The following is a 22,409-nucleotide window of genomic DNA, read 5'->3' on the forward strand; positions in this document are numbered from 1 at the left end:
GGTTACTTGAGCGCCTTCAGGGCCTCGACGAACTGCTCCGGCGTGGACTTGCCCGCGAACAGCTTGTTGATCTCGGTGAGCATCGGGGTGGCCTTGCTCGCCTCCAGCGCCTGGTCCCAGGAGAGCGTGAAGCTCGGGGCCAGCTGGACCATCTTGTACTGGAACTCGGCGAACCCGGGGTTGGGCGAGGTCTCGAGCAGCTGGGAGGCGTTGGCGGTGGTGGGGATGTCGCCGTTGTCGACGAGGGCCTTCGAGTACTCCTTGGACGCCATCGTCTTCAGGAAGTCGATCGCGGCGTCCTTGTGCTTGGTGCGGGCGTTGACCGACCAGTAGTTGGTGGGATTGCCCACCACGTTGCCCGGGTCACCGGTGCCGCCGGCCACGGTCGGGAACGCGGTCCAGCCGAGGTCCTTCTTGGCGAAGTCCGGGGCCTTGCCCAGTTGGGTCGAGTACTCCCACGAGCCCATCAGGTGCATCGCGGCCTTGCCCTGGGCGAAGAGGGCGGGGGCGCCGCCGTTGGCGTAGGAGACCGAGTTGAAGTTCTTGCCGAACGCGCCGTCGTCGATGAGCTGCCGGGTCGTCTGCGCGGCCTTGAGGACCGCCGGGTCGCCCCAGGCGGAGGAGTCACCGTTCTGGATCTTCTTGAAGACCTCGGGGCCGCCGATGCGGTCGAGCAGGTACTCGAGCCACATGAGCTGGGTCCAGGCGTCCGTGCCGCCGAGCGCGAACGGGGTGATCTTCTTCGCCTTGAAGGTGCTGATGGCCTTCTGCAGGTCGTCCCAGGTCTTCGGCGGCTGGAGGTCGTTCTCGGCGAACAGGGCCTTGTTGTAGAAGAGCATCACCGGCTGCATGCCGCGCATGGGCACGCCGTAGACCTTGCCGTCGAGACTGCCCGCTTCGACGACGGACGGCAGGAACCCGCGCCGCAGGGTCTCGTCCTTCTGGAAGTGCGGGGAGAGGTCGACGAGCTGGCCGGCGTCCACGTACGGCTTGATGGAGCCGCCGCCCCAGTTGAAGAAGACGTCCGGGGCGTTGGGCGAGCCCATGGCGGTGCGGAGCTTGTTGACGTACTCGGCGCCGGGGACCGAGACCAGCTTGACCTTGACGTCCGACGTCTTGTTGAACTCGTCGACGGCCGCCTGCTGAACCTTCACCGCGTCGTCGCCGTAGACGTAGGCGGTGATGGTGCTGTTCGCGGCTCCGGTGCCGCTGCCGGAGCCGCAGCCGGCGAGGACCGCGGCCATCGCCGTCGCGGCGAGCGCCGCGGTCCATCTGGCCGTACCCGTACCTCTGCGGAGAAAGCCCGACCCCATAACTGCCCCTCATCGAATGTTTCGAATTGCTTGGCGAATGTTGCCGGAACGGTACGAGTGCGTTTCCGGCGCGTCAAGAGGTCCCGCGAAAGCTTTCCGCGATCAGTGGTCAGAGCTTGTGCACACCGTGCGGCGGGCTACGATCCCTGCATGAGACCCGCAGACGTCCAGTCCCGACCGGAGGATCCGTCCTCGGACGAAACGGTCGAGGGCGGTGCCACACTGGCCGAGATCGCCCGCGCGGCCGGCGTGTCGGCTCCGACAGTTTCGAAAGTCCTCAACGGGCGAGCCGATGTCGCCGCCGCCACCCGCACCCGGGTGGAGGAGCTGCTGCGCCGCCACGGCTACCGCCGGCGGCGCGGCGCCTCGCAGCAGTCCCGGATGATCGACCTCGTCTTCCACGAGCTGGAGAGCTCCTGGGCCATGGAGGTCATCCGCGGGGTGGAGAACGTGGCCCGGGAGGAGGGCCTGTCCCTGGTGCTCTCGGAGAGCGCGGGGCGGCTCATGCCCGGCCAGACGTGGGTGGACGGGGTCCTCGCCCGCCGCCCCGCCGGGGTGATCCTGGTCCTCTCCGACCTCGACCCGGCCCAGCGCGCCCAGCTGACCAGCCGCGACATCCCGTTCGTCGTGGTGGACCCCGCCGGCGACCCCGGTGACGACGTGCCCTCGGTCGGCGCCACCAACTGGCAGGGCGGCCTCGCCGCCACCCGGCATCTGCTCGAGCTCGGCCACCGACGCATCGGCGTGATCGGCGGCCCTTCGCGGATGATGTGCAGCCGCGCCCGCATCGACGGCTACCGTTCGGCGCTCGAGAGCGCCGGCGTACCGGTCGACGCGGAGCTGGTGCGGGAGGGCGACTTCCACCACGAGGCCGGCTACGCCGCCGGACTCGAACTGCTGCGGCTGCCGGAGCCGCCGACCGCCGTCTTCACCGGCAACGACCTTCAGGCCCTCGGTCTCTACGAGGCCGCCCGGGAGCTCGGGGTCCGGATCCCCGAGGACCTGAGCATCGTGGGCTTCGACGACCTGCCGCTGGCCCGCTGGGTGGGCCCGCCGCTCACCACCGTGCGGCAGCCGCTGACGGAGATGGCCGAGGCGGCAGCACGGCTCGTGCTGGACCTCGGCCGCGGCCGGCGGCCGGCCGCGACCCGGATCGACCTGGCGACCAGCCTGGTGGTCCGCAACAGCACGGCACCGCCCGCCGCCTGATCGGGGACGACCGGTCAGGCACTCTTGTCGACCGCCGGATTTCCGCGAACAGTACGTGTCATGGCGACAGTTGTACTGGTGGGCACGCTGGACACCAAGGGTGTGGAGTACGGCTGGCTGCGGGAGCGGCTGCTGGCCGCCGGGGTCGAGGTGCTGGTGGTCGACGCCGGCGTGGTGGGCGAGCCGCGGATCGAGGCCGACGTGCCGCGTTCCGAAGTGGCCCGTGCGGCCGGCGCCGACCTGGCCGGGCTGCGGGCGGCGGCCGACCGGGGCACGGCCGTGACGGCCATGGCCCGCGGGGCCGCCGCGAGCGTGCTGCGGCTGTACGAGGAGGGCCGGCTGCACGCCGTGCTCGCCGTCGGCGGCAGTGGCGGAACGTCGATCGCGACCAGGGCGATGAGGGAACTTCCGCTGGCCGTACCGAAGTTGATGGTCTCCTCGATGGCCGCCGGTGATGTGTCGCCCTATGTCGGGGCGTCCGACATCACCATGATGTACAGCGTCGTCGACATCGCCGGCGTCAACAGCGTCCTGGCACCGGTACTGGCGAACGCCGCCCACGCGGCGGCCGGCATGGCGAAAGGTTTCGAAACGCACCGAAAGGCGCTGCTCCCCACGGAGCTCGCCGCGGGCGGCAGGCCGCTCATAGCCGCGAGCATGGCGGGCGTGACGACCGCGGGTGTCGACGCGGCCCGCGAACGGCTGACCGGACTGGGCTACGAGGTCCTGGTGTTCCACGTCAGCGGGGCCGGCGGCCGGACCCTGGAGTCGCTGGCCGGGCAGGGGCTGTTCGCGGGCGTGCTGGACCTGACCCTGAGCGAGCTGGCCGACGACCTGGTCGGCGGGATCCTGACCGCGGGGCCCGACCGGCTGAGCGCCGCCGGACGCCGGGGCACGCCCCAGGTGGTGAGCCTGGGAGCCCTCGACATGGTGAAGTTCGGTCCGCTCGACACCCTCCCCCACCATGTGCGCGGACGCGATGTGCAGGTGCACAACCCGTCGATCACCGTGGTCCGCACGACGGCGGAGGAGTGTGCGGAGCTCGGGCGCCGCGTCGCCGCCAAGCTACGGGCGGCCACCGGTCCGGCCGAGGTGTGCGTACCGCTGCGGGGCCTGTCGACGCTCGGCGCGCCGGGCGGCCCGTACCACGATCCGGCCCTGGACGAGGCGCTGTTCGCCGCCCTGCGCGCCGGTCTTTCCGGCAGCGCCGTCGAAGTGGTCGAGTACGACACGGACATCAACAGCCCGGCTTTCGGCCGGGCCGCGGCGGACCGCCTGCACCGCCTGATCACCGCGGGCGGGGCCCCGGCCGGCCGCGCCTGACGCGTGCGGCACGCGGCAGGGCGCTGCGGGGCGCTCACCGGCCGGTGAGCAGCACCCACACCTGGCCGGGGGCGAAGGCGAGCCGCTCACCGGACGCGTCGGTGAAGACGGTGTCCCCGTCCGCACTCGTACGCTGCCAGCGGGCGTCGTAGGCACGTCCGTCGCGCAGCACCAGCGCCGTGCCCGAGCCGACCGTCTCCGTGTACGGCGACACGCTGCCACCGCGGTCGCGGAACGTGGAGGGCCTGACCTCCGTGTGCTGCACGACGACCGTCGAGGCCTCGAGCCGTCCCCCGTCCGTGGTCCGCGCGGCGGATCCGTCCATCGCCACCAGCCACCGCTTCTGCTCCGGCGACCAGCTGAAGGTGTACCGGGCCGAGGGATAGCGCACGGTGTGCTCCTCGAGCGGCCGGCCGCCCTCGGGCGCGGCGCCGAAGCGCATGCCGATGTCCGAGGCGTCACTCACGTCGCGGGCGGCGGCGAGGGCACGCTCGGGGCGCAGGTAGAGGTTGTGCGGCGCCGGACGGTCGCCCGAGCGGACGAAGGCGTCGGGCGCCTCCCCCTGGGGCAGCGCGGCGACGGGTGCGGCCTTGATCAGCGGCCGCAGCGCCGACTGCGCGCCGGAGTACGCGAGCGCCGGCCTGCCGAACTGCCGCAGCAGCTCGAGATCGGACTCCCGCGCGCTGCGCACCGGGCCGATCCGCGGCGGCAGGCGGGAGGAGAAGACGGCCAGTATCCGGCTGAGTCCCGACTCGACCTGCTCGACGTAGACGATGTCGGCGGACCCGAGCCCTGTGTGCGGGCGCGCCGGCCGGACGTTGTCGATCTTCACGGCGAGCACCGGCCCCTGCTCGGCCGGCAGCCCGGTGAAGTACGACGTCCCGCGCGCGGCGGACGAGGTGGAGGTCTCCTCCGGGCCGGGCTCCGGGCCGGTGCATCCGTAGAGCGACACGGTGAGGGCGGCAGCGGTCCATGCGGCGATCACGGCGCGTTTCCGCGCCCGCCGGCCACTGCGGTCGTCCTCGCGTCCCCGTCTGCGTCTCGCGTTCATCGGCCACGCTCCCCGTGGGTCAAGTGCACCACGTCAGGCGCCGCGCGGACAGTCCCCGGGCGCCGGTTCCGCTCAGGGCAGCAGCTGCTCCGTCCAGATCGTCTTGCCGGCGGCCGTGTTCCTGCTCCCCCAGCGGTGTGCCAGCTGGGCGATCAGGAACAGTCCGCGTCCGCCCTCGTCGGTCAGCCGTGCCCGGCGGAGATGCGGCTGGGTCTCGCTCGGGTCGGAGACCTCGCACACCAGCCGCTGGTCCCTGATGAGCCGTACCCTCACCGGGCCGCCGGCGTAGCGGATCGCGTTGGTGAGGAGTTCGCTGACGATCAGCTCGGTGGTGAACACCAGCTCGTCGAGCCCCCATACGGTGAGCCGCTCGGTCACCAGCGCCCGCGCGTCGGCCACGATCCGCACGTCGGCCGGGAACTCCCGTTCGACGACGGACCCTTCGGGCGACACGGACACCCGCGCGAGCAGCAGCGCCGCGTCGTCGTCCGGGGGGTGCGCCAGAAAGGGCACCAGCATGTCCCGGGCGATCTCGGGCACGGCTGCCGAGTCGCCCGTGCCCCGGGCATCCCGTAGATGGCCGATCACGTGATCGGCGCCGGACCCGGGCGCCTCGGAGAGGGATCCCGCGGTGAAGGCCAGCAGATCGCCGGGCGAGAGCGCCACCTCCACCGGTTCGAAGGGAGCGCCCTCGAGCCCCAGCGCCGGGCCGGGAAGCATGTCGACGGGCCCGGTCTCCCCGGAGGCCCGGGCCAGCACCGGCGCCGCGTGCCCCGCGCTGGCCATCAGGGCGCGGGCGCTGACCGGGTCGTAGACGGCGTACAGGCAGGTGGCGCCCCGGACGGTCCCCTCGGGCTCGCCCGGCTGCTCGTCGTCGGCGAGCCGCACCACCAGGTCGTCCAGATGGGTGAGCAGTTCGTCGGGCGGCGGGTCCAGGTCGGCGAGGGTGCGCACCGCCGTGCGCAGACTGCCCATCGCGGCGGCGGCGTTGAGGCCGTGACCGCGCAGGTTCCCGACCACGAACGCCACCCGGCTCGAGGACAGGGTGATGACGTCGAACCAGCTGCCGCCGGTGCCGGCCAGCGTCCTGCCGGGCACATAGACGCCGGCGGTCTCCGCCGCGGTCACCTTGAGCACCGGCCGGGGCAGCAGGCTGCGCTGAAGGCTCTCCGCCGTGCGTCGTTCGCGGGTGTAGCGGCGGGCGTTGTCGATGGCGAGGGCCGCGCGGGAGCAGATGTCCTCCCCGACCGCGGCGTCCCGTGCGTCGAACGGCGCCCGCTCACGCGAGCGCCACAGAGACACCGCGCCGAGGACGTGGCCGCGTGCCTGCAGTGGCACCACCATGTACGAGGCGGCGCCGGGCGCCAGCACCAGCCTCTGCCGCTCCGGGTCGTCGGCGATCCTGGGCCGCAGTTCGTCGAGGTCGGGCACGATGACGGCGGAGCCCCCGCGCAGCCGGTCGCTCTCGTAGGCCTTGACCCGGATGACGGAGCCCTGCGGATACAGCTGGTCCGGCCACTCGCCGCCGCCCGCGACGGCGGAGACCCGGCGCAGCGGTGCGCCGGTGACGAACTCCCCCGGCTCCTCGCCGACGAGCAGGGCCTCCGTGATGTCGACGCAGGCCAGGTCGGCGAAGGCGGGCACCAGCAGGTCGGCGAGCACCTGCGTGTTGCGGCCGACCTCCAGGGAGCGGCCCAGCGCGGAGGCGGCGGTGGCCACCAGCGACGCGCGGCTCCGTTCCCGTTCCTGCTCGGTCACGTCCGTGAACGTCACCGCGACACCGCGGGCCACGCCGTCCCGGCCGGCCATGCGCAGGGCCGACAGGGAGACGATCCGGTCACGTTCGGGAGCCTGGCTCAGCCGGGCCGTGGTGACGAAGTCGATCAACGGCTCGCCGGTGGCCACGACCCGGTGCAGGCGTTCCTCCAGGGCGTCCGCGTCCTCGGGCACCAGCAGTTCGCCGAGTCGGCGGCCCGCGAGCAGGGTGGCGGGGCGGGGGTCGCTGGGCAGCGAGATGCCTCTGATGAGCCGCAGCTCGCTGTCGTAGACGGCGAGACCGATGCCGGTCTGCGAGAAGAGCGCGCGGAGCAGCGCGTCGTTCTCCTCCCGCCGGTCGGCGACGGCGGCGGGCACGAGCCGCATCAGATACCGGGCGGTCAGCGGGCCGTCCACCGGCAGGAGGTCGAGCTGCACCCGGCGGGAACCGTCGGTGTGCAGCAGGGCCGTGCGCGCGGAGCGGGAGTGCCCGGCGGGGTCGTGGTCCCGCAGCGCGGACCAGACGCCGGGGTCCGTCAGCAGTTCCTCGACGGTGCGTCCCTGAAGCTCACCGGCGGAGAGGCCGGTCAACTCCACGGCGCCGCCGGTGCAGGCGAGCACCCGGCCGACGTGATCGAGTACGAGCAGGGCCGAGTCCTCCGGCCGCTCGGACCCCGTGTTCACGATGTGGCCGCTGGTGCTCACGCGTCGATCACTCCCAGATGGCGCTCCCGAGCTCCCTGTCCTGTGCCGCAGGTGCGGCAGGCGTACGGACCCCGCGCCTTCATTGAACTCCACACCGTCCGGGGCCGCCCGTCGGCGACCGGAATCGAATGTGACAGCGAACAGTGCCCCGTCCTAGGATCACCGGCACGGCATCGCGTGTCGGTCACCGACCGGGTGAGGCATGGAGGTGCCCGTGAGTTTGCCTTACGGAGGCATTCCACAGTGTCAGTAGAGCTGAACCACACCATTGTTCTGGCCCGGGACAACCGGGAGTCCGCCGAATTCCTCGCCCACGTCCTGGGGCTCGAGACCGGCCCGGAGTGGGGACCGTTCGTCCCCCTCACCCTCAGCAACGACGTCACGCTGGACTTCGCGACCGTCGACCACGAAGTCCCGTTGCAGCACTACGCGTTCCTGATCTCCGAGGAAGAGTTCGACCAGGTCTTCCGGCGCGTCCAGGACGCGGGCATCACCTACTTCGCCGACCCGCACGGAAAGCGGCCCGGCGAGATCAACCACAACGACGGCGGACGCGGCATGTACTTCCACGACCCGGCCGGCCATGGCATGGAGGTCATCACCCGGCCGTACGGCAGCGGCGGCAGCTGACCTCACCGCCCTCGCGTCTCCCGCCCGCCCGTTTCCGGCGGCTCACCGCCGCGGCCCCGGCGGGCGAGGACGCGCTGGGTCCGGCTCAGCAGCCGGCCCGGGGACAGCACCCGCAGCGCGGCCCGCGCCGCGTTCGCGCCCGGCGCCCCGTGCACACCCCCGCCCGGGTGCGCCCCCGCGGAGGCCAGATAGAGGCCCTCGACGGGGGTCTCCGGACGGCCGGTGCCGGGCATGGGACGGAAGAACAACTGCTGGTGGAGCGCGGTGGTACCGCCGTTGATGGCACCACCCGGCAGGTTGGCGTCGAGGGCCTCGAGCGTCGGCGGGGCGAGGATCCGGCGGGCGATGATCCGGGAACGGAAGCCGGGCGCGTACCGCTCCACCTGCTCCTCCATCCGGTCGGCCATCGCCTCCCGTTCACGCGGGTCCCAGCGGCCCGTGAGACCGTCGTCGCCCGCGTCGCCCTTGGTGCGGTGGGGCACGTGCGTGTACGCCCATGCCGATTCGGTGCCCGCCGGGGAACGGGTGGCGTCCGCGGTGGTCATCTGACCGAACAGCAGGAACGGCCGGTCGGGCACCTGCCCCGTGGCCAGCTGGGCGGCGAACCGGGTGAGCCCGTCGACGCCGTCGGCGAGATGGACGGTCCCGGCGCCGGCCGCGGCCTGGGCGGTCCACGGAACGGCGCCGTTGAGGGCCCAGTCGACCTTGAAGGTCGCGAAGTCCCACTGGAAGCGGCGCAGATCGCCCAGGAGCCGGGACGGCAGGTGGCGTTCGTCGACCAACTCCCCGTACAGCGAAGGCACGGACACGTCCGCCAGCACGGCACGGCGCGCGGGCACCGACTCGCCGTCCGCCGTCCGTACCGCCACCGCGCGGCCCTCGCGGACCACGACCTCCACGGCACGCCGGCCGCACCTGACCGCGCCCCCGTGGCGTTCCAGCCTGCGGACCAGCGCCTCGGTCAGCATGCCCGCGCCGCCGACGGGCACGGGAAAGCCGTGGCTCTGGCCCAGCATCGACATCAGCCAGCCGAAGCCCCCGCTGCCGGCCGCCTCCGGCGCCAGATCCGCGTGCAGCGCGTTGCCCGCGAGCAGCAGTCTGCCCGCCTCGCCGCCGAACTCCTCCTCGCCCAGGCGGCGTACGGGAAGCAGCAGGGTCCGCGCCAGCCGCAGTCCGCCGCCGGCCCGCAGCCGGGCGGCCAGCCGCATCGAGGGGATCACCGGCGGGAACGGTGTGAACAGCAGGTCGAGCATGTCCGGCCGCAGCCGCTCCCACACGTCGTACAGGTCGTGCCACGCCGCGCCGTCACCGGGCGCGAAGGTCTCCAGACCCGCCGCGGTGTCCTCGGCGCGACGCTCCAGGACGGCGCACCGGCCGTCGGCCAGAGGATGGGCCAGTACGTGGGGGGCGTGGCCCCAGCGCAGCCCCTCGCGTTGCAGCCCGAGACCGGAGATCACCGGGGAGGCGGCCGCCAGCGGGTAGAACGAGCTGCACACGTCGCTGACGAAGTCGGGGTGCACGCCCCGGTCGCTGCGTACCGCGCCACCCGGTTCCGGCTGCGCCTCGAGGACCTCGACGCTCCAGCCGGCGTCCGCGAGGAGGTTGGCCCCGACGAGACCGTTAGGCCCTGCTCCGATCACCACTGCGTCCGGCATCGCGCTCTCCAGAGTTCTCGACGACGTCGGCCAGGCGGCTGAGCATGCGGCGGTGGCGCACCAGCAGGAACGCATCCAGCGCCGCGTTGTGGAAGGTGCCTCCGGGCCCCCTCAGCGGATGCTCGTCCAGCACGACCAGGGTGTCCTCGCCCCACGGGCGGATGTCGATGGCGATCCGCGCCGTGCCCAGCCGGCCGCTCTCCGCCTCCAGTTCGAGTGTCCGCGGCGGCTCGCAGTGCCGCACGATCGTTCTGCCGTGCATGGTCCAGGGCCCGACCCGCACGGTGTACTCGAGGGCCGCCCCGACCTCCGGCCAGTCGCCGTACGCGGGCCGGCTGTCGTCGGTACCGACGACCCAGTCGCTGTAGCGGTCCCGGTCACTGAGCACCGACCACACGGTGGCGGGCGGCTCGCAGATCAGCTGGTGGTGCACGGCCATGGGTCCTCCAGCGGCTGGAAGAGACTGTCGTCGACCTGCGAGTGCCCCTTCCCCGGTGATCTATGGCCGCGTGGCCGGAGGGGAGGCGCCGGCCGCCTCCCGACGGGCGAGGGCGGCGCGTCACCGGACCAATGGACGACCTCGAAGGGGGTATCCGGGTCTGGTGACCGGGAGGGAAGCCGACCGAGACGGAGACCGACCATGGCCGAGCAGCTTCCCCTTCTCGGCCGTACGGCGGTGGTGACCGGCGCGGCCCGGGGCCTCGGGGCGGCCATGTCCAGGACCCTCACCCGGCGCGGCGCCCGGGTCGCCCTGCTCGGCCTGGAGGAACCGCTGCTCGCGAGTGTGGCGGCGAGCCTTCCCGGCGCCGCGCACTGGCCCGTCGACGTCACCGACGAACAGGCAATGGCCCGCACCGCCGCCCTGGTGGAGGAGAGCCTCGGGCCCGTGTCCGTCGTGGTGGCCAACGCCGGCGTGGCGGCGGGTGGGCCGTTCCTGGAGACCGACCCGGCGACCTGGCGGCGGATCGTCGAGGTCGACCTCCTCGGCACCTGCCTCACGGCGCGGACGTACCTCCCCGGCCTGCTGCGCACCCGGGGCTACTTCCTGCAGGTCTCCTCCCTCGCGGCGATCGCGCCCTCGCCGATGATGTCCGCCTACTGCGCGGCGAAGTCGGGTGCGGAGGCGTTCGCGTACTCGCTCCGGGCCGAGGTGGCCCACCGCGGGGTGGGGGTGGGGGTGGGCTACCTCAGCTGGACGGACACCGAGATGATCCGGGCCGCGGACGAGCACCGGGTGATGCGGGAGCTGCGGGCGGCGCTGCCGTGGCCGGCCGGGAAGGTCCATCCGGTGCAGCCCGTGGCCGACCGTCTCGTCCATGGCATCGAGCGGCGCGCGCCCGCCGTGTACGCCCAGCCGTGGCTCCGTCTGGCACGGGCGGCACGGGGGTGGCTGCCGGGACCCGTCACCCTGCGGGCCCGCCGCGAACTCGGACGTCTCCAGGGCGAGGCCGGACTCGGACCGACCGGGCTGCTGGGCGCCGGCGGCGCGGCGGCCGCGCCGCACCGGTCCGGGAGCGGTGACACGGAGGGCTGAACGGCCCGGCTCCACAGGGGATTCCGCCTGGTGGCCCAGTGGTGGCGTTCCCGGATGGCGCAATATCACGTTATGCCCGTTAGATGTAACAAAGTGTGCGCGCTCAGGCGGCGCACGACGAACGACACGGTGTACGCCTACCCGGATGTTCCGCGAACGGAGCCCGCGCCATGAGCACCGACCCCAACACCCATTCCCCGTCCGACTACCAGGACGACCGCCCGCGGCCCCCTGACGGCACCACGGGCGCCGGGTACGCCGCCCCGGCGTTCCCGGCCCGCGCGGTCCCGCCGCTGCCGCCGATCCCTTCCCACCCGCCGGTCTTCCCCGCTGCCGCGGTTCCCCCCGGCCCCCTCGACCCCGTCCACCCGGAGCCCGGGACGCCGCTGCTTCCCGAGGAGCCGACCCCCCTCCGCGGGACGGCACCGGTCACGGGCACAGGTACGAGCACGGTCACGGGTGCCGGTGGGCCGGAGAGTCCCAGGCCGGCCCCGGCACAGGAACCGGCCCCCGTGCGCACCCCGGCCGGAAAGCCGCGGGTACCCCAGGCCGACGCGGGCGCCCCGGCGCCCTGGCCGGACACGGCCGATCACCCGGCCCCGTCCGGCGACCCGGACGACAGGCGGGCCCCGATAGCCGCGCCGGTCGACAAGCCGGGCCCCGTGCGCAGCGCCGTCTACGCCTGGAGGCCGGCAACGGCGGCCGCCAAGGACCCGGTCGTCGAGGACGCCGCCGCCAAGGACGTCGCCGACGCGCCGACGCCGGTCCGCGACGCGATCGAGGACCCGAGCCCGCTCCGCAAGGAGACGCCGGTCCAGGGGCCCGGCCAGGCCCCGGCGAACGGGTCCCTCGGCGAGCACCCCGCCGGCGACGCCGCCCGGGCCTGTGCCGCCGATCCCCCGGAGGAGGCGGCGGCCAACGACAGCGAGCAGCCCATCCACACGCTGCTGTGGACGGCCGCCACCGAGCGCCCGGTGGCCGAGGTCGCCGCCCTGGTGAGCCGGCTGAAGCGGACCGGAGAGGTCGACAGCCCCGGTGACCTGGCCCTGCGCGCGGCGGCGGTCTCCCGCCCGCTCGAGGAGGTCAGGCAGCTGGTCGCCCTGCTCAACGAGTACCCCCATCCTCTGCACGAGGCGGACACCACGCTGCGCGCCGCCGCGGTCGGCCGGCCCATCGAGGACGTCGTACAGCTGGTGAACATGATCGGCACCGACGCCAGTGAATGGCGGTCGGCCGCGAACGAGGCGGCCACGGGTGACGATCCCTCGCCGCCCGCCGGGGAAGACGTCGCCCGGCACGAGGCCCCCGCCGAGCCGCAGGCCCCCGCGGCCGCCGACACACGGCCGTCGAAGAAGACACCGTGGCCCATGGCGGCGCTGAACGGCGCCCTGGCCGCCGGCCCGGACGGCCACACCGTCTCACCGGCCATGCGTTCGGGACTGCGCTGGCCCGCCGCCGTCGTTCTCTTCGCGTGCGGCGTCATCCATCTGCCCACCGACGTGGCGGGCCTGCGTTCCGGCGGCTACGCCGAGACGCTCTCGATCGCCGTCACGGTGCTCTGCCTGATCGTCGCCGTATGGCTCGCGGTGCGTGACACCGCGCTGGTCTGGGCGGCCGCCGCCGGCCTGGCGGTCGGCGTCGCCGCGCTGCACGCGCTCGCGGGCGTCGGGACCATGAATCTGCTGCAGAGCAGCCTGGGCAACTCGTTCGGCTGGGCCAGAGCGGGCGCGGTCCTGTGCGCCGGGGCATGCGCGTTCCTCGCCGGGTCCGTACTGCTCCGACGCCGTCAGCCTGCCGCGGGTGCCACGCACAACAGCTGACACCCGACGCCCTCCCCACGCCAGCCTTCCGCGACGCCGGCCCCGGCCGACCGTGCGGAAGGCTCGCGGCGTTCCACCGCCGCGGGCCTGGGACAGTCGGCGGTCGGGGGCCTCGCCGAGGCCGCGCCACAACTCCGGAGAGACCATGCCGACGTCGGACGAAGGCGCGGGGGCAACGCCAAGGCCGGCCCGGAGCTTCGTCGGCCACGCCGGGCAGGCCCACGCCAAGGTCGCTCGAAGGCCCCTGGGCCACGCCGAAGCCGCGTCCGGAACGCGCCGGGCACCCTGGGACGGGCCGCGCCGGGGAGGGCCGCGGCCGTCGGTCCGTACGGGTCCCGGTCGCCAGTCCTCCCGGCCGTCAGTCCTTGGGGCCGCTCCGGTCCTGGGCGGGCGTGTCCTCCGTCCGCGGTTCGGGCTCCTCTTCCCGTTCCCCCTCCGCCTGGGACGGCGTGCTGCGCGGGAAGTTCGCGCGGACCTCGTCCTCTTCCCGTTCGCCCTCCGCCTGGGAGGGTGTCTGCTCGCTCATGGCCCACTTCCTCACCGTCGGAGCCGGATGTGCGTGCCTGTGCCGGACCCGGCACCGGATCCGCCGTGCCGTACAGCTCGCCGGGTTCCCGGCCGGAGGGGTGCCAATCATGAGCCGCGCTGCCCACGATCCGGCCACCTCCATCGTGCGGACGTGCGCCCCGTGCGGGGCCGCCCGATGATGGCTTGAGCCCGAGATCTCACCCCCACCGGAGAAAGGGCGGTGGCAGACCGTGGACACCGACACCGGTTTCCTCGACCCCGCGGACGAGAACGCGGCCGCCGCGCGGTCCGCCGAGGAGGCGGCCCGCACCGCACTGGCCGGCACCGGCGCGTACCTCATGCCCCCGGCCGACGTGCTGACGTGCCTGGGTGCCGACACCACGTCCTGGGCGCACTTCGCGGCCCACTGGCAGGACCTGACGGAAGACGAGTACGCGGCCCGGCGCGGCACCCGCAGACTGCGGCGCTACGGACACTTCTCCCTCTCGCCCGTGACCGGGGAACTACGGCTGCTGCCCCACACCGTGTTCGTCCAGCCCGACAACACCAATCCGCTCTACGAGTCGGTGGACCGCCACTTCGATCCGCTGACCGGCGCCTTCGTGGCCGATCCGGTGCTGCGCCGGGTCCTCGGTCTGCTGGGCAGGGTGGCGGGCGCGCTGGACGTGGCCGAGTGGTGGAGCGTCAAGGTCCATCCCTTCCGGGTCGTCGCCACGGCGGAGGGCGGAGGGGAGCCGACACCGGAGGGCAGGCACCGGGACGGCGTCACCCTGGTGTCCTCGCTGCTCATCGGCCGCGACAACGCGACCGGAGGCGAAAGCAGGGTCTACGGACCCGAGGGCGACGAGATCCTGTCGGCCACGCTGCACGAGCCGGCGAGCCTGCTGGTCTCCGACGACCGCGGCACCCTGCACGGCGTGTCGCCCATCCGGCCGGTCGACACCGCCCTGCCGGCCCACCGCGACGTCCTGGTGACGACCCTCACGCCGGGCTGACCGGGCCTGTCCCCGCGGTGGCGGCGACGAGGTCGTCGACGACATCGGCAGGCCGTGAGCGGCGGCTCCACGACGCCCGCTGCCGCTGCGCGCCGCACCCGTGCTCGTCCAGCCGCCGCAGGAACGCGGCGACCCGCTCGACGTCACCGCACTCCTCCAGCCGCGGCCGTACCCGGTCCACCAACCGCGCCGCCTGGACGGCGAACGGCAGCACGCGTTCGGTGAGCGCGTCGACGCCGCTGCCCGGCCAGCCGTCGCGGGCGGCCCGCCAGTAGGCGGCGCGCAGCAGTTCGCCGCAGGTGCGCGGCCCCTTGTCGCCGCGCCGGACCCGTTCGGCACCGTCGAGGACCAGCGCTCTGACGAGGGCGGTGAGCGCGGCGGTGTCCGCCACGTCCGACGGCACGTCCATGACGCGGATCTCCAGCGTCGGCACGCGGGGATTGGGCCGGACGTCCCAGAACGGGATGTTCGCGTCGAGCATCGCCTCGGACTCCTCCAGGGCGGCGGTCAGGCGTCGGTAGTGGGCGAGCGAATCGACGTACGGCGGGGCGCTGAGCGCCGGGAAGCGGCCCCGGACGACGGTCCGCCAGCTCGCGTAGCCGGTGTCGCGGCCTTCGAAGAAAGGCGAGTTGGCGCTCATGGCGACCAGCAGGGGAAGCCAGGGACGCAGATGGTTGGCCGTCAGCACGGCGACCTCCCGGTCCGGCACATGCACATGCACATGGACGGAGCAGACGGTGAAGTCGTCGAGCATGGTCCCGAACTGGCGCACCCCTGCCCGGTAGCGGGGGTGGTCGCCCAGGACGCGGGCTCCCGCGCCACCGATGACCGGCGTGCCCGTGGCGCACAGACCGAGCCCCTCCGCACCGCAGGCCTCACCGGCCGCCTTCCGTACCGCCGCGAGGTGCCGGTGCAGTTCGCCGGCGTCCTCGCACGGCGGGGTGCGCACCTCGAGCTGGCCCTCGTGGAACTCGCCGGACACCAGGTCGCCGACGGTGCGGCGGGCGCGGGCCACGACACGGCCGCCCGCCGGTTCGACGGACCGGTCGTCGGCCCGGACGAGGAAGAACTCCTCCTCCGCTCCGATGGTGGTGGTCATCTCCCCACGATCCTCCGGTGGCGGCCGGTGCGCGAACGGGAAAACATCCGGGTCTGCGGCACCCTGTGAAGGGCCGTCACCTGTCGTCGTCGGCGCTGTCCTTCGTCGCGCCGGGCCGGTCCCCGCGGTGCCGGGTGCCGGGAAGGAACTCCTGCACCTTGGCCTTGAAGCCCTGCCGGATCATCGATCCGCGGTCGCTGTCACCACGCAGGATCGCGGACGCGGCGGCCTCGATCTGGTCGAGCGAGGCGTGGGGCGGGATCGGCGGCACGGCGGGGTCGGTACGGAAGTCGATGACGAAGGGCCGGTCGGCGGCGAGGGCCTGCTTCCAGGCGGACTCGACGTGCTTGGGCTTCTCGACGCGGACGCCCTGCAGCCCCATCCGTTCGGCGATGTCGGCGTAGGGCAGGTCCGGGATGGACTGCGACTCCTCGAACTGCGGGGCACCGGACATGGCCCGCATCTCCCAGGTGACCTGGTTGAGGTCGCCGTTGTTCAGCACGGCCACGATCAGCCGCGGGTCGGACCACTCGCGGTGGTACTTCGCCGCGGTGACCATCTCCATCATCCCGTTCATCTGCATCGCGCCGTCGCCGACCAGCGCGATCGCCGGGCGGTCCGGGTGGGCGAACTTGGCGCCGATGGCGTACGGGACGCCGGGACCCATCGTGGCGAGCGTCCCGGACAGCGAGCCGCGCATCCGGCCGCGGAGCCGCAGGTGGCGGGCGTACCAGTTCGCGGCGGAGCCGGAGTCCGCGGTGACGATCGCGTCGTCGGGGAGCAGCCCGTCCAGGGCGTGGACGACGTACTCGGGGTTGACCGGGTCGGCGTCGACGGCGGCCCTGCGCTGCATGACCTCCCACCAGCGGTCGACGCTCTGCTCGATCCCGTCGCGCCAGGCGCGGCTCTCCTTGCGGTGCAGTCGTGGCAGGAGCCGCCGCAGCGTCTCGCGGGCGTCACCGACGAGGTTCACCTCGAAGGGGTAACGCAGCCCGATCATGTGCGGGTCGATGTCGATCTGCACGGCCCTCGCCTGGTCGAGCTCGGGCATGAACTGGGTGTACGGGAAGCTGGATCCGATCATCAGCAGGGTGTCGCAGCCCTGCATCATCTCGTAGGAGGGCCGGGTGCCGAGCAGGCCGATCGAGCCGGTGACATAGGGCAGGTCGTCGGGGAGGACGTCCTTGCCGAGCAGCGCCTTGGCGACGCCGGCGCCGAGGACGTCGGCCAGCCGTTCGACCTCGGCGCGGGCTCCGCGGGCTCCCTGGCCGACGAGCACGGCCACCTTCTCCCCCGCGTTGAGGATCTCGGCGGCCCGCTCCACGTCCTCGTCCACGGGCACGGGCGCGTACCGCCCGATGCCCATGCTGGAGGGCACCATCTTGAAGGCGTGCTTGGGCGGGCTGTAGTCCAGTTCCTGCACGTCGGCGGGGATGATGACCGCTGTGACGGTGCGCCGCGCGTAGGCCGTGCGCATCGCCCGGTCGATGAGGTTGGGCAGCTGCTCCGGGACCATCGCGGTCTCGCAGAAGTCGGACGCGACGTCCTTGAAGAGGTTCTGCAGGTCGACCTCCTGCTGGTACGACCCGCCCATGGCGCTGCGGTTGGTCTGCCCGACGAGCGCCACCACCGGGACGTGGTCGAGCTTCGCGTCGTAGAGCCCGTTGAGCAGATGGATCGCCCCCGGTCCCGAGGTGGCGGCGCAGACGCCGACCTTCCCGGAGAACTTGGCGTAGCCGACGGCCTGGAACGCCGACATCTCCTCGTGGCGGGACTGCACGAACTTGGGCTTGTTGTCCGCGCGTCCCCACGCGGCGAGGAGCCCGTTGATGCCGTCGCCCGCATACGAGAAGACATGGGTGACGTCCCATTCGCGCAGCCGCTGGAGGATGTGGTCGGACACTTTCGTACTGGCCATGTCGGTGTTCCGCTCCTCACTGTGCAGAGTGCGCCGCTGTCCCGGCCTGTTCCTGGGTAACCGTGCGGGCGCCGGGGGAAACCTCGCGCCGTCACCCGAACGGCGCGGTGCCCGGCGTGCCCGTGGCCTGACCGGGTACCGGTGTCCCCATGAAGGCACTGGTGATCAACTGCACGCTCAAGACGTCCCCCGAGCCCTCCAACACCCATGCGCTGGCGACGGTCGTCGCGGGTCAACTCGAGAAGTACGGGGCCGACGTGGAGTTCGTCCGGGCGGTGGACATGGACATCCGTCCGGGGGTGGTGAGCGAGGCCGTGGGCCCCGGCGACCAGTGGCCGCAGGTGCACGGGAAGCTGATGGAGTCGGACATCCTCGTCGTCGCGTCGCCGACCTGGCTCGGGCGTCCCTCCTCCGTCGCCCAGCGTGTGCTCGAGCGCATGGACGCGATGCTCTCCGAGACCGACGACGAGGGCCGCCCCGTCGCCTACAACAAGGTCGCCGGAGTGGTGGTCACCGGCAACGAGGACGGCGCGCACCATGTGATCAGCGAGATCTCCGGCGCGCTGGCCGACATCGGCTACACCATTCCCGGTCAGGCCTGGACGTACTGGCACCTCGGACCGGGGCCGGGCCCCGACTACCTCGACGACGAGCGGGGGCGCGACTGGTCGCACAAGACCGGTCGCGCGATGGCGGCCAACCTCTTCGGCACCGCGAAGGCGCTGGCGGCGAATCCGCTGGGCGCCCCGCCGGAGTAGGACCATGACACGGACCTACCGGCGGGCGGCGGACTACGTGTCCGCCGCGCTGATCTTCCTGCGTGACAATGTGCTGCTGCGTGAGCCGCTGCGGCCCGAGCACCTGAAGCCCCGGCTCCTCGGACACTGGGGCTCCTGTCCCGGCATCACGATGGTGTACTCCGCGCTCAACACCCTGATCCGCGAGCGGGACGCCGACGTCCTCCTCGTCACCGGGCCGGGGCACGGCGCACCCGCCAACCACGCCGGTCTGTGGCTCGAGGGCACGCACGAGCACTACGACCCCGCGCTGGCCAGGACCGAGGCCGGGCTGACCGAGCTGGCCCGGCGCTACTGCGCTCCCGACGGCTTCCCCAGCCACCTCTCCCCCGCGGTGCCCGGCACCCTCCACGAGGGCGGCGAGCTGGGCTACGCCCTGTCCACCGCGTTCGGCGCCGCGTTCGACGCACCCGGCCGGCTGGTGGCGTGCGTCGTCGGGGACGGCGAGGCCGAGACGGGCCCGACCGCCGGCGCCTGGCACTCGTCGAAGTATCTCGACCCGGTGACCTGCGGGGCCGTACTGCCGGTGCTGCATCTCAACGGCTACAAGATCTCCTCGCCCACCGTGTTCGCGAGCATGTCCGACGACGAACTGACGTCGCTGTTCCGTGGGTACGGCTGGGACCCGCGCATCGTCGACGTGACGGACGACCCGGACGGCGAACCGGTCGCGGCGGCGGTGCGCGCGGCGCACACCGGCATCCGGGACATCCAGGGACGGGCCCGCACGGGACGGGTCCTCGAGCGCCCCGCGTGGCCGATGATCGTGCTGCGCAGCCTCAAGGGACAGGGAGCGCCGGCCGAGGTCGGCGGGAAGCGCATCGAGGGGACCTTCCACGCGCACCAGGTGCCGTTGGACGGCGTCCACGACGACCCCGAGCAGCTTGCCGCGCTGGAGGCATGGCTGCGCTCGTACCGCCCGGATGAACTGTTCGACGAGGAGGGCCGGCCGGTCGCGGAGGTGCTCGAAGCCTGCCCGTCCGGCGGGCGGCGCATCGGCATGCAGGCGGCGGGCGACGGGGGGCGGCTGCGGCGGCCGCTCGATCTGCCGCCGCTCGAGCCGTACGCCGTCGACGTCCCGGACGGTCCCGGCTCGGCGAAGGCGAGCCCCAACGAGGTGCTGGCGGACTGGCTGACCGAGATCATGCGAAGGACCGCCGCCGCCCGCGACTTCCGCATCATGTCCCCCGACGAGCTGGCCTCCAACAAGCTGGACGGTGTGCTGAAGGCGACCGGCCGCGGATATGTGTGGCCCGTCGAGGAGTACGCCGAGGACCTCACCCCCGACGGCCGGGTGCTGGAGATCCTCTCGGAGCACAACTGCCAGGGCTGGCTCCAGGGTTATCTGCAGACCGGGCGGCACGGGCTGTTCCCGACGTACGAGGCGTTCGCGTCCGTCGTCGACAGCATGCTCAACCAGTACGCGAAGTGGCTGAAGATGTCCCGCGAGGTGCCCTGGAGAGCACCCGTCAGCAGCCTCAACTACCTCCTCACCAGCGAGGGTTGGCGGCAGGAGCACAACGGCTACAGCCACCAGGGGCCGGGCTTCATCAACAACCTGCTCACGAAGAAGAGCACCGTCACCGGTGTCCTTCTGCCGCCCGACGCGAACACCCTGCTGGTCGCCATGGAGCGGGTGCTCGCCGACACCGGCCGGATCAACCTGGTGGTCGCGGGCAAGCAGCCGACGGCGCAGTGGCTCACCCTGGACGAGGCCCGCGCGCACTGTGAGGCGGGCGCATCGGTCTGGCGGTGGGCGTCGACGGACGACGGCGAGGACCCCGAGCTCGTCCTGGCGTGCGCGGGCGGCATTCCCACCGTCGAGACCCTCGCCGCGGCCCAACTGCTGCGACGCGACCTGCCGCAGGCGCGCATCCGGGTCGTGAACATCGTCGACCTCTGCGCGCTCGCGCCGCCGGACCGTCATCCGCACGGCATGAACGACGCCGACTTCGACGCCCTGTTCGGTACGCGACTCCCCGTCGTCGTCGACTTCCACGGCTACCCCTCAGCCGTGCACCAGCTGCTGCACGGCCGTCCCGATCCCGGCCGGTTCCATGTGCGCGGCTACGTCGAGGAGGGCACCACGACCACTCCGTACGACCTGCTGGCGAGCAACGGCGTATCCCGACACGACCTGGCGATCACGGCACTGCGGCATCTGCGCGGCCGGCCGGCGGCCGCGGGTGATCTGGCGGCGCGCTACGCGCTCCACCGGGACCGGCTCCGTGAGGAACTGCGGCGCACGGGGGTCGACCCGGCCGAGATCACCGAATGGACGTGGGGACGATGACGGACGCCGGCACCACGACCACCCCGAATCTGCTCGTCGTCGACGCCGGGTCCTCAAGCCTCCACCTGACCGTGGTCGACGGCGAAGGACGGGAACTGGCCGCACGGCACGAGACGGAAGCCCCGGGAAGCGGGACGCGGCAGGTGATCGAGGAGCTGCTGCGCCAAGCCCCGCCGGTGGCGGCGACCGGCCACCGCCTCGTCCACGGCGGCCCCCGGCTGCTCGGCCCCACGCTCGTCGACGACACGGTGCGGGCGGAGCTCGACCGGGCCGCGGACCTGGCGCCCCTTCACGTGCCGCCCGCTCTCACCGCCCTCGACGCGACCCGGCGGCTGCTGCCGGACGCCGCGCACGTGGTGTGCTTCGACACCGCGTTCCACGCCGGTCTGCCCGAGCCGGCCCGCACCTACGGACTGCCCCAGGAGTGGACGGAGCGGCACGGGCTGCACCGATACGGCTTCCACGGCCTCTCGTACGCATGGGCCCTCGACCGTGCCGCGGCCCTGCTGGGCCGGCCTCCCCGCGACCTCCACGTCGTGATCACGCACCTGGGCGGCGGCTGCTCGGCGTGCGCGGTGCGCGAAGGCCGCAGCGTCGACACCACCATGGGGTTCACCCCGCTCGAAGGCATGGTGATGAGCAGACGCAGCGGCAGCGTCGACCCGGGACTGCTGCTGTGGCTCCAGACATCGGCCGGAATGGCACCCGAGGAGATCACGGAGACCCTGAACCGGGGCTCCGGCCTGCTGGGCCTTTCCGGCACGTCCGGCGACACCCGGGACCTCGTACGGTCGGCGGCCCGCGGCGACCGGCGGGCCGCGCTGGCCCTCGACGTCTTCACCCTGGGCGTCCGGCGCGGCGTCGCCGGCTGCGCCGCGTCGCTGGACCGGCTCGACGCGCTCGTCTTCACCGGCGAGATCGGCTGCGACCAGCCGGAGGTGCGCGAGGCGGTCTGCGCGGGTCTGGGCGTACTCGGCGTCACGGGCGGCCTGCGGCCGGTGAACGTGGAGGAGGACACGATCGTCAGCCCGGCCGGTGCGACGGTCCCGGTGCTGGTCGTACCGACCGGCGAGGGGCAGCGGGTCGCGCTGGAGACCCGATCGCTGCTCACGCGTCACGCCGGTCAAAAATAGCGCCCGTTTCGTGTCATCCCGCCCCCTTCGGGTAACCGTCCGGCGCGACTTGCACGGACGTACGGACGCACGAAGGAGGTGCTCCTGACATGGGGCACATCGAGCGAGGCAGCAATCCCGTCAGCCCACGCAAGGACGACGAGATGAAGCACGAGCTGGAGGGATACCTCCGGTCCGGGCAGCACACCCACGTCGAGGAGGCCAACGACCCTGAGCCCGCCGCGGACGACGACGTCCGGGTCGGCACGTCAGGACCCGTCCCGCCGCCCGGTGAGGAACGCGACCGGGCACGCGCGGAGACCGATGCCGAGGCCTTGCGGCTCGAACTGGCCCGCCACCTGGACCGCACGTCGTTCCCGGCGGACCGCGCCGCGGTCCTGCGCGCCCTGGAGGAACACCACGCCCCCGACCCGGTCGTGGAGCAGGCCCGCGGCCTCCCGGAAGACGGCACGTACCGCAACGCGGACGAGATCGTGAAGGCGCTGGGGGGTGCGGGGGGAGGCTGACGGCTTCCGGGGCGGGGGCGGGGGCGCGCTGCGGTGCGGGTCCGCTGCGCGGGGCGTTTCCCCACCCCGCCCCTTCCCGAACCGGGCTCCGCCCGGACCCGTACCGCCCTGCGGGCGGGGATCGGGAGAGGGTCGGGGAGGGAAA

General features: G+C 73.0%; 18 protein-coding genes. 10 read left to right on the plus strand and 8 right to left on the minus strand.

Annotated features, from left to right (window positions below; all coding sequences use genetic code 11):
• Nucleotides 1–2: 2 nt before the first annotated feature.
• Nucleotides 3–1,244: an ABC transporter substrate-binding protein gene (locus tag AB0K36_RS17440; protein ID WP_364594714.1), complete on the minus strand. Its 1,242-nt coding sequence runs from the start codon at nucleotides 1,242–1,244 to the stop codon at nucleotides 3–5.
• 219 nt (nucleotides 1,245–1,463) lie between these two features.
• Between AB0K36_RS17440 and AB0K36_RS17445 the strand changes: the two genes are divergently transcribed.
• Both AB0K36_RS17445 and AB0K36_RS17450 read left to right on the plus strand, forming a co-directional pair.
• Nucleotides 1,464–2,522: a LacI family DNA-binding transcriptional regulator gene (locus tag AB0K36_RS17445; RefSeq protein WP_364594661.1), complete on the plus strand. Its 1,059-nt coding sequence runs from the start codon at nucleotides 1,464–1,466 to the stop codon at nucleotides 2,520–2,522.
• A 60-nt stretch (nucleotides 2,523–2,582) separates the two neighbouring features.
• Nucleotides 2,583–3,845, plus strand: a complete 1,263-nt coding sequence (locus AB0K36_RS17450; protein WP_364594664.1) for a Tm-1-like ATP-binding domain-containing protein — start codon at nucleotides 2,583–2,585, stop codon at nucleotides 3,843–3,845.
• A 34-nt stretch (nucleotides 3,846–3,879) separates the two neighbouring features.
• Here the strand turns inward: AB0K36_RS17450 and AB0K36_RS17455 are convergent, their stop codons facing one another.
• Together AB0K36_RS17455 and AB0K36_RS17460 are read right to left on the minus strand one after the other, a co-directional pair.
• Nucleotides 3,880–4,896 carry a DUF3048 domain-containing protein gene (locus AB0K36_RS17455; protein WP_364594667.1) on the minus strand — a complete coding sequence of 339 codons (1,017 nt, stop codon included), beginning with the start codon at nucleotides 4,894–4,896 and terminating at the stop codon, nucleotides 3,880–3,882.
• A gap of 72 nt (nucleotides 4,897–4,968) precedes the next feature.
• Nucleotides 4,969–7,356, minus strand: a complete 2,388-nt coding sequence (locus AB0K36_RS17460; RefSeq protein WP_364594670.1) for an ATP-binding SpoIIE family protein phosphatase — start codon at nucleotides 7,354–7,356, stop codon at nucleotides 4,969–4,971.
• Nucleotides 7,357–7,599: 243 nt separating this feature from the next.
• Here AB0K36_RS17460 and AB0K36_RS17465 point away from each other — a divergent pair, with 243 nt between their 5' ends.
• Nucleotides 7,600–7,986, plus strand: coding sequence for a VOC family protein (locus AB0K36_RS17465; protein WP_364594673.1), 387 nt, complete (start codon nucleotides 7,600–7,602; stop codon nucleotides 7,984–7,986).
• A 2-nt stretch (nucleotides 7,987–7,988) separates the two neighbouring features.
• On the opposite strand, the gene AB0K36_RS17470 is transcribed toward AB0K36_RS17465, so the two are convergent.
• Together AB0K36_RS17470 and AB0K36_RS17475 are read right to left on the minus strand one after the other, a co-directional pair.
• Entirely contained in the window at nucleotides 7,989–9,641 is a 1,653-nt protein-coding gene (locus AB0K36_RS17470; RefSeq protein WP_364594676.1) for a phytoene desaturase family protein, read from the minus strand.
• Nucleotides 9,607–10,080, minus strand: a complete 474-nt coding sequence (locus AB0K36_RS17475; protein ID WP_189474407.1) for an SRPBCC family protein — start codon at nucleotides 10,078–10,080, stop codon at nucleotides 9,607–9,609. The genes AB0K36_RS17470 and AB0K36_RS17475 overlap by 35 nt, the downstream gene beginning before the upstream one ends.
• Nucleotides 10,081–10,281: 201 nt before the next feature.
• Between AB0K36_RS17475 and AB0K36_RS17480 the strand changes: the two genes are divergently transcribed.
• Together AB0K36_RS17480 and AB0K36_RS17485 are read left to right on the plus strand one after the other, a co-directional pair.
• Nucleotides 10,282–11,175 carry an SDR family oxidoreductase gene (locus AB0K36_RS17480; RefSeq protein WP_364594679.1) on the plus strand — a complete coding sequence of 298 codons (894 nt, stop codon included), beginning with the start codon at nucleotides 10,282–10,284 and terminating at the stop codon, nucleotides 11,173–11,175.
• A gap of 170 nt (nucleotides 11,176–11,345) precedes the next feature.
• On the plus strand, nucleotides 11,346–12,995 hold the full coding sequence (locus AB0K36_RS17485) for a hypothetical protein (protein WP_364594682.1): 1,650 nt from the start codon (nucleotides 11,346–11,348) through the stop codon (nucleotides 12,993–12,995).
• Nucleotides 12,996–13,353: 358 nt separating this feature from the next.
• Here the strand turns inward: AB0K36_RS17485 and AB0K36_RS17490 are convergent, their stop codons facing one another.
• Nucleotides 13,354–13,521: a hypothetical protein gene (locus AB0K36_RS17490; protein WP_364594685.1), complete on the minus strand. Its 168-nt coding sequence runs from the start codon at nucleotides 13,519–13,521 to the stop codon at nucleotides 13,354–13,356.
• A 232-nt stretch (nucleotides 13,522–13,753) separates the two neighbouring features.
• Between AB0K36_RS17490 and AB0K36_RS17495 the strand changes: the two genes are divergently transcribed.
• On the plus strand, nucleotides 13,754–14,518 hold the full coding sequence (locus AB0K36_RS17495; RefSeq protein WP_364594688.1) for a 2OG-Fe dioxygenase family protein: 765 nt from the start codon (nucleotides 13,754–13,756) through the stop codon (nucleotides 14,516–14,518).
• On the opposite strand, the gene AB0K36_RS17500 is transcribed toward AB0K36_RS17495, so the two are convergent.
• Both AB0K36_RS17500 and AB0K36_RS17505 read right to left on the minus strand, forming a co-directional pair.
• On the minus strand, nucleotides 14,505–15,617 hold the full coding sequence (locus AB0K36_RS17500; protein ID WP_364594691.1) for a carboxylate-amine ligase: 1,113 nt from the start codon (nucleotides 15,615–15,617) through the stop codon (nucleotides 14,505–14,507). The two genes, AB0K36_RS17495 and AB0K36_RS17500, sit on opposite strands and share 14 nt — an antisense overlap.
• A gap of 76 nt (nucleotides 15,618–15,693) precedes the next feature.
• Nucleotides 15,694–17,535 carry a thiamine pyrophosphate-requiring protein gene (locus AB0K36_RS17505; RefSeq protein WP_364594694.1) on the minus strand — a complete coding sequence of 614 codons (1,842 nt, stop codon included), beginning with the start codon at nucleotides 17,533–17,535 and terminating at the stop codon, nucleotides 15,694–15,696.
• Nucleotides 17,536–17,684: 149 nt separating this feature from the next.
• Here AB0K36_RS17505 and AB0K36_RS17510 point away from each other — a divergent pair, with 149 nt between their 5' ends.
• The 4 genes from AB0K36_RS17510 to AB0K36_RS17525 all read left to right on the plus strand — a co-directional run bounded on the left by AB0K36_RS17510 (nucleotide 17,685) and on the right by AB0K36_RS17525 (nucleotide 22,264).
• Nucleotides 17,685–18,293: a flavodoxin family protein gene (locus tag AB0K36_RS17510; protein ID WP_364594697.1), complete on the plus strand. Its 609-nt coding sequence runs from the start codon at nucleotides 17,685–17,687 to the stop codon at nucleotides 18,291–18,293.
• A 4-nt stretch (nucleotides 18,294–18,297) separates the two neighbouring features.
• The gene (locus AB0K36_RS17515; protein ID WP_364594700.1) at nucleotides 18,298–20,625 is read left to right on the plus strand and encodes a phosphoketolase family protein; all 2,328 of its coding nucleotides are present in this window, start codon (nucleotides 18,298–18,300) and stop codon (nucleotides 20,623–20,625) included.
• The gene (locus AB0K36_RS17520) at nucleotides 20,607–21,758 is read left to right on the plus strand and encodes an acetate/propionate family kinase (protein ID WP_435877879.1); all 1,152 of its coding nucleotides are present in this window, start codon (nucleotides 20,607–20,609) and stop codon (nucleotides 21,756–21,758) included. Before AB0K36_RS17515 ends, AB0K36_RS17520 begins: the two co-directional genes overlap by 19 nt.
• 89 nt (nucleotides 21,759–21,847) lie before the next feature.
• Nucleotides 21,848–22,264, plus strand: a complete 417-nt coding sequence (locus AB0K36_RS17525) for a DUF2795 domain-containing protein (protein ID WP_364594702.1) — start codon at nucleotides 21,848–21,850, stop codon at nucleotides 22,262–22,264.
• Nucleotides 22,265–22,409 lie beyond the last annotated feature (145 nt).

Source organism: Streptomyces kurssanovii, from assembly GCF_040677245.1.
Taxonomy (GTDB): domain Bacteria; phylum Actinomycetota; class Actinomycetes; order Streptomycetales; family Streptomycetaceae; genus Streptomyces; species Streptomyces kurssanovii.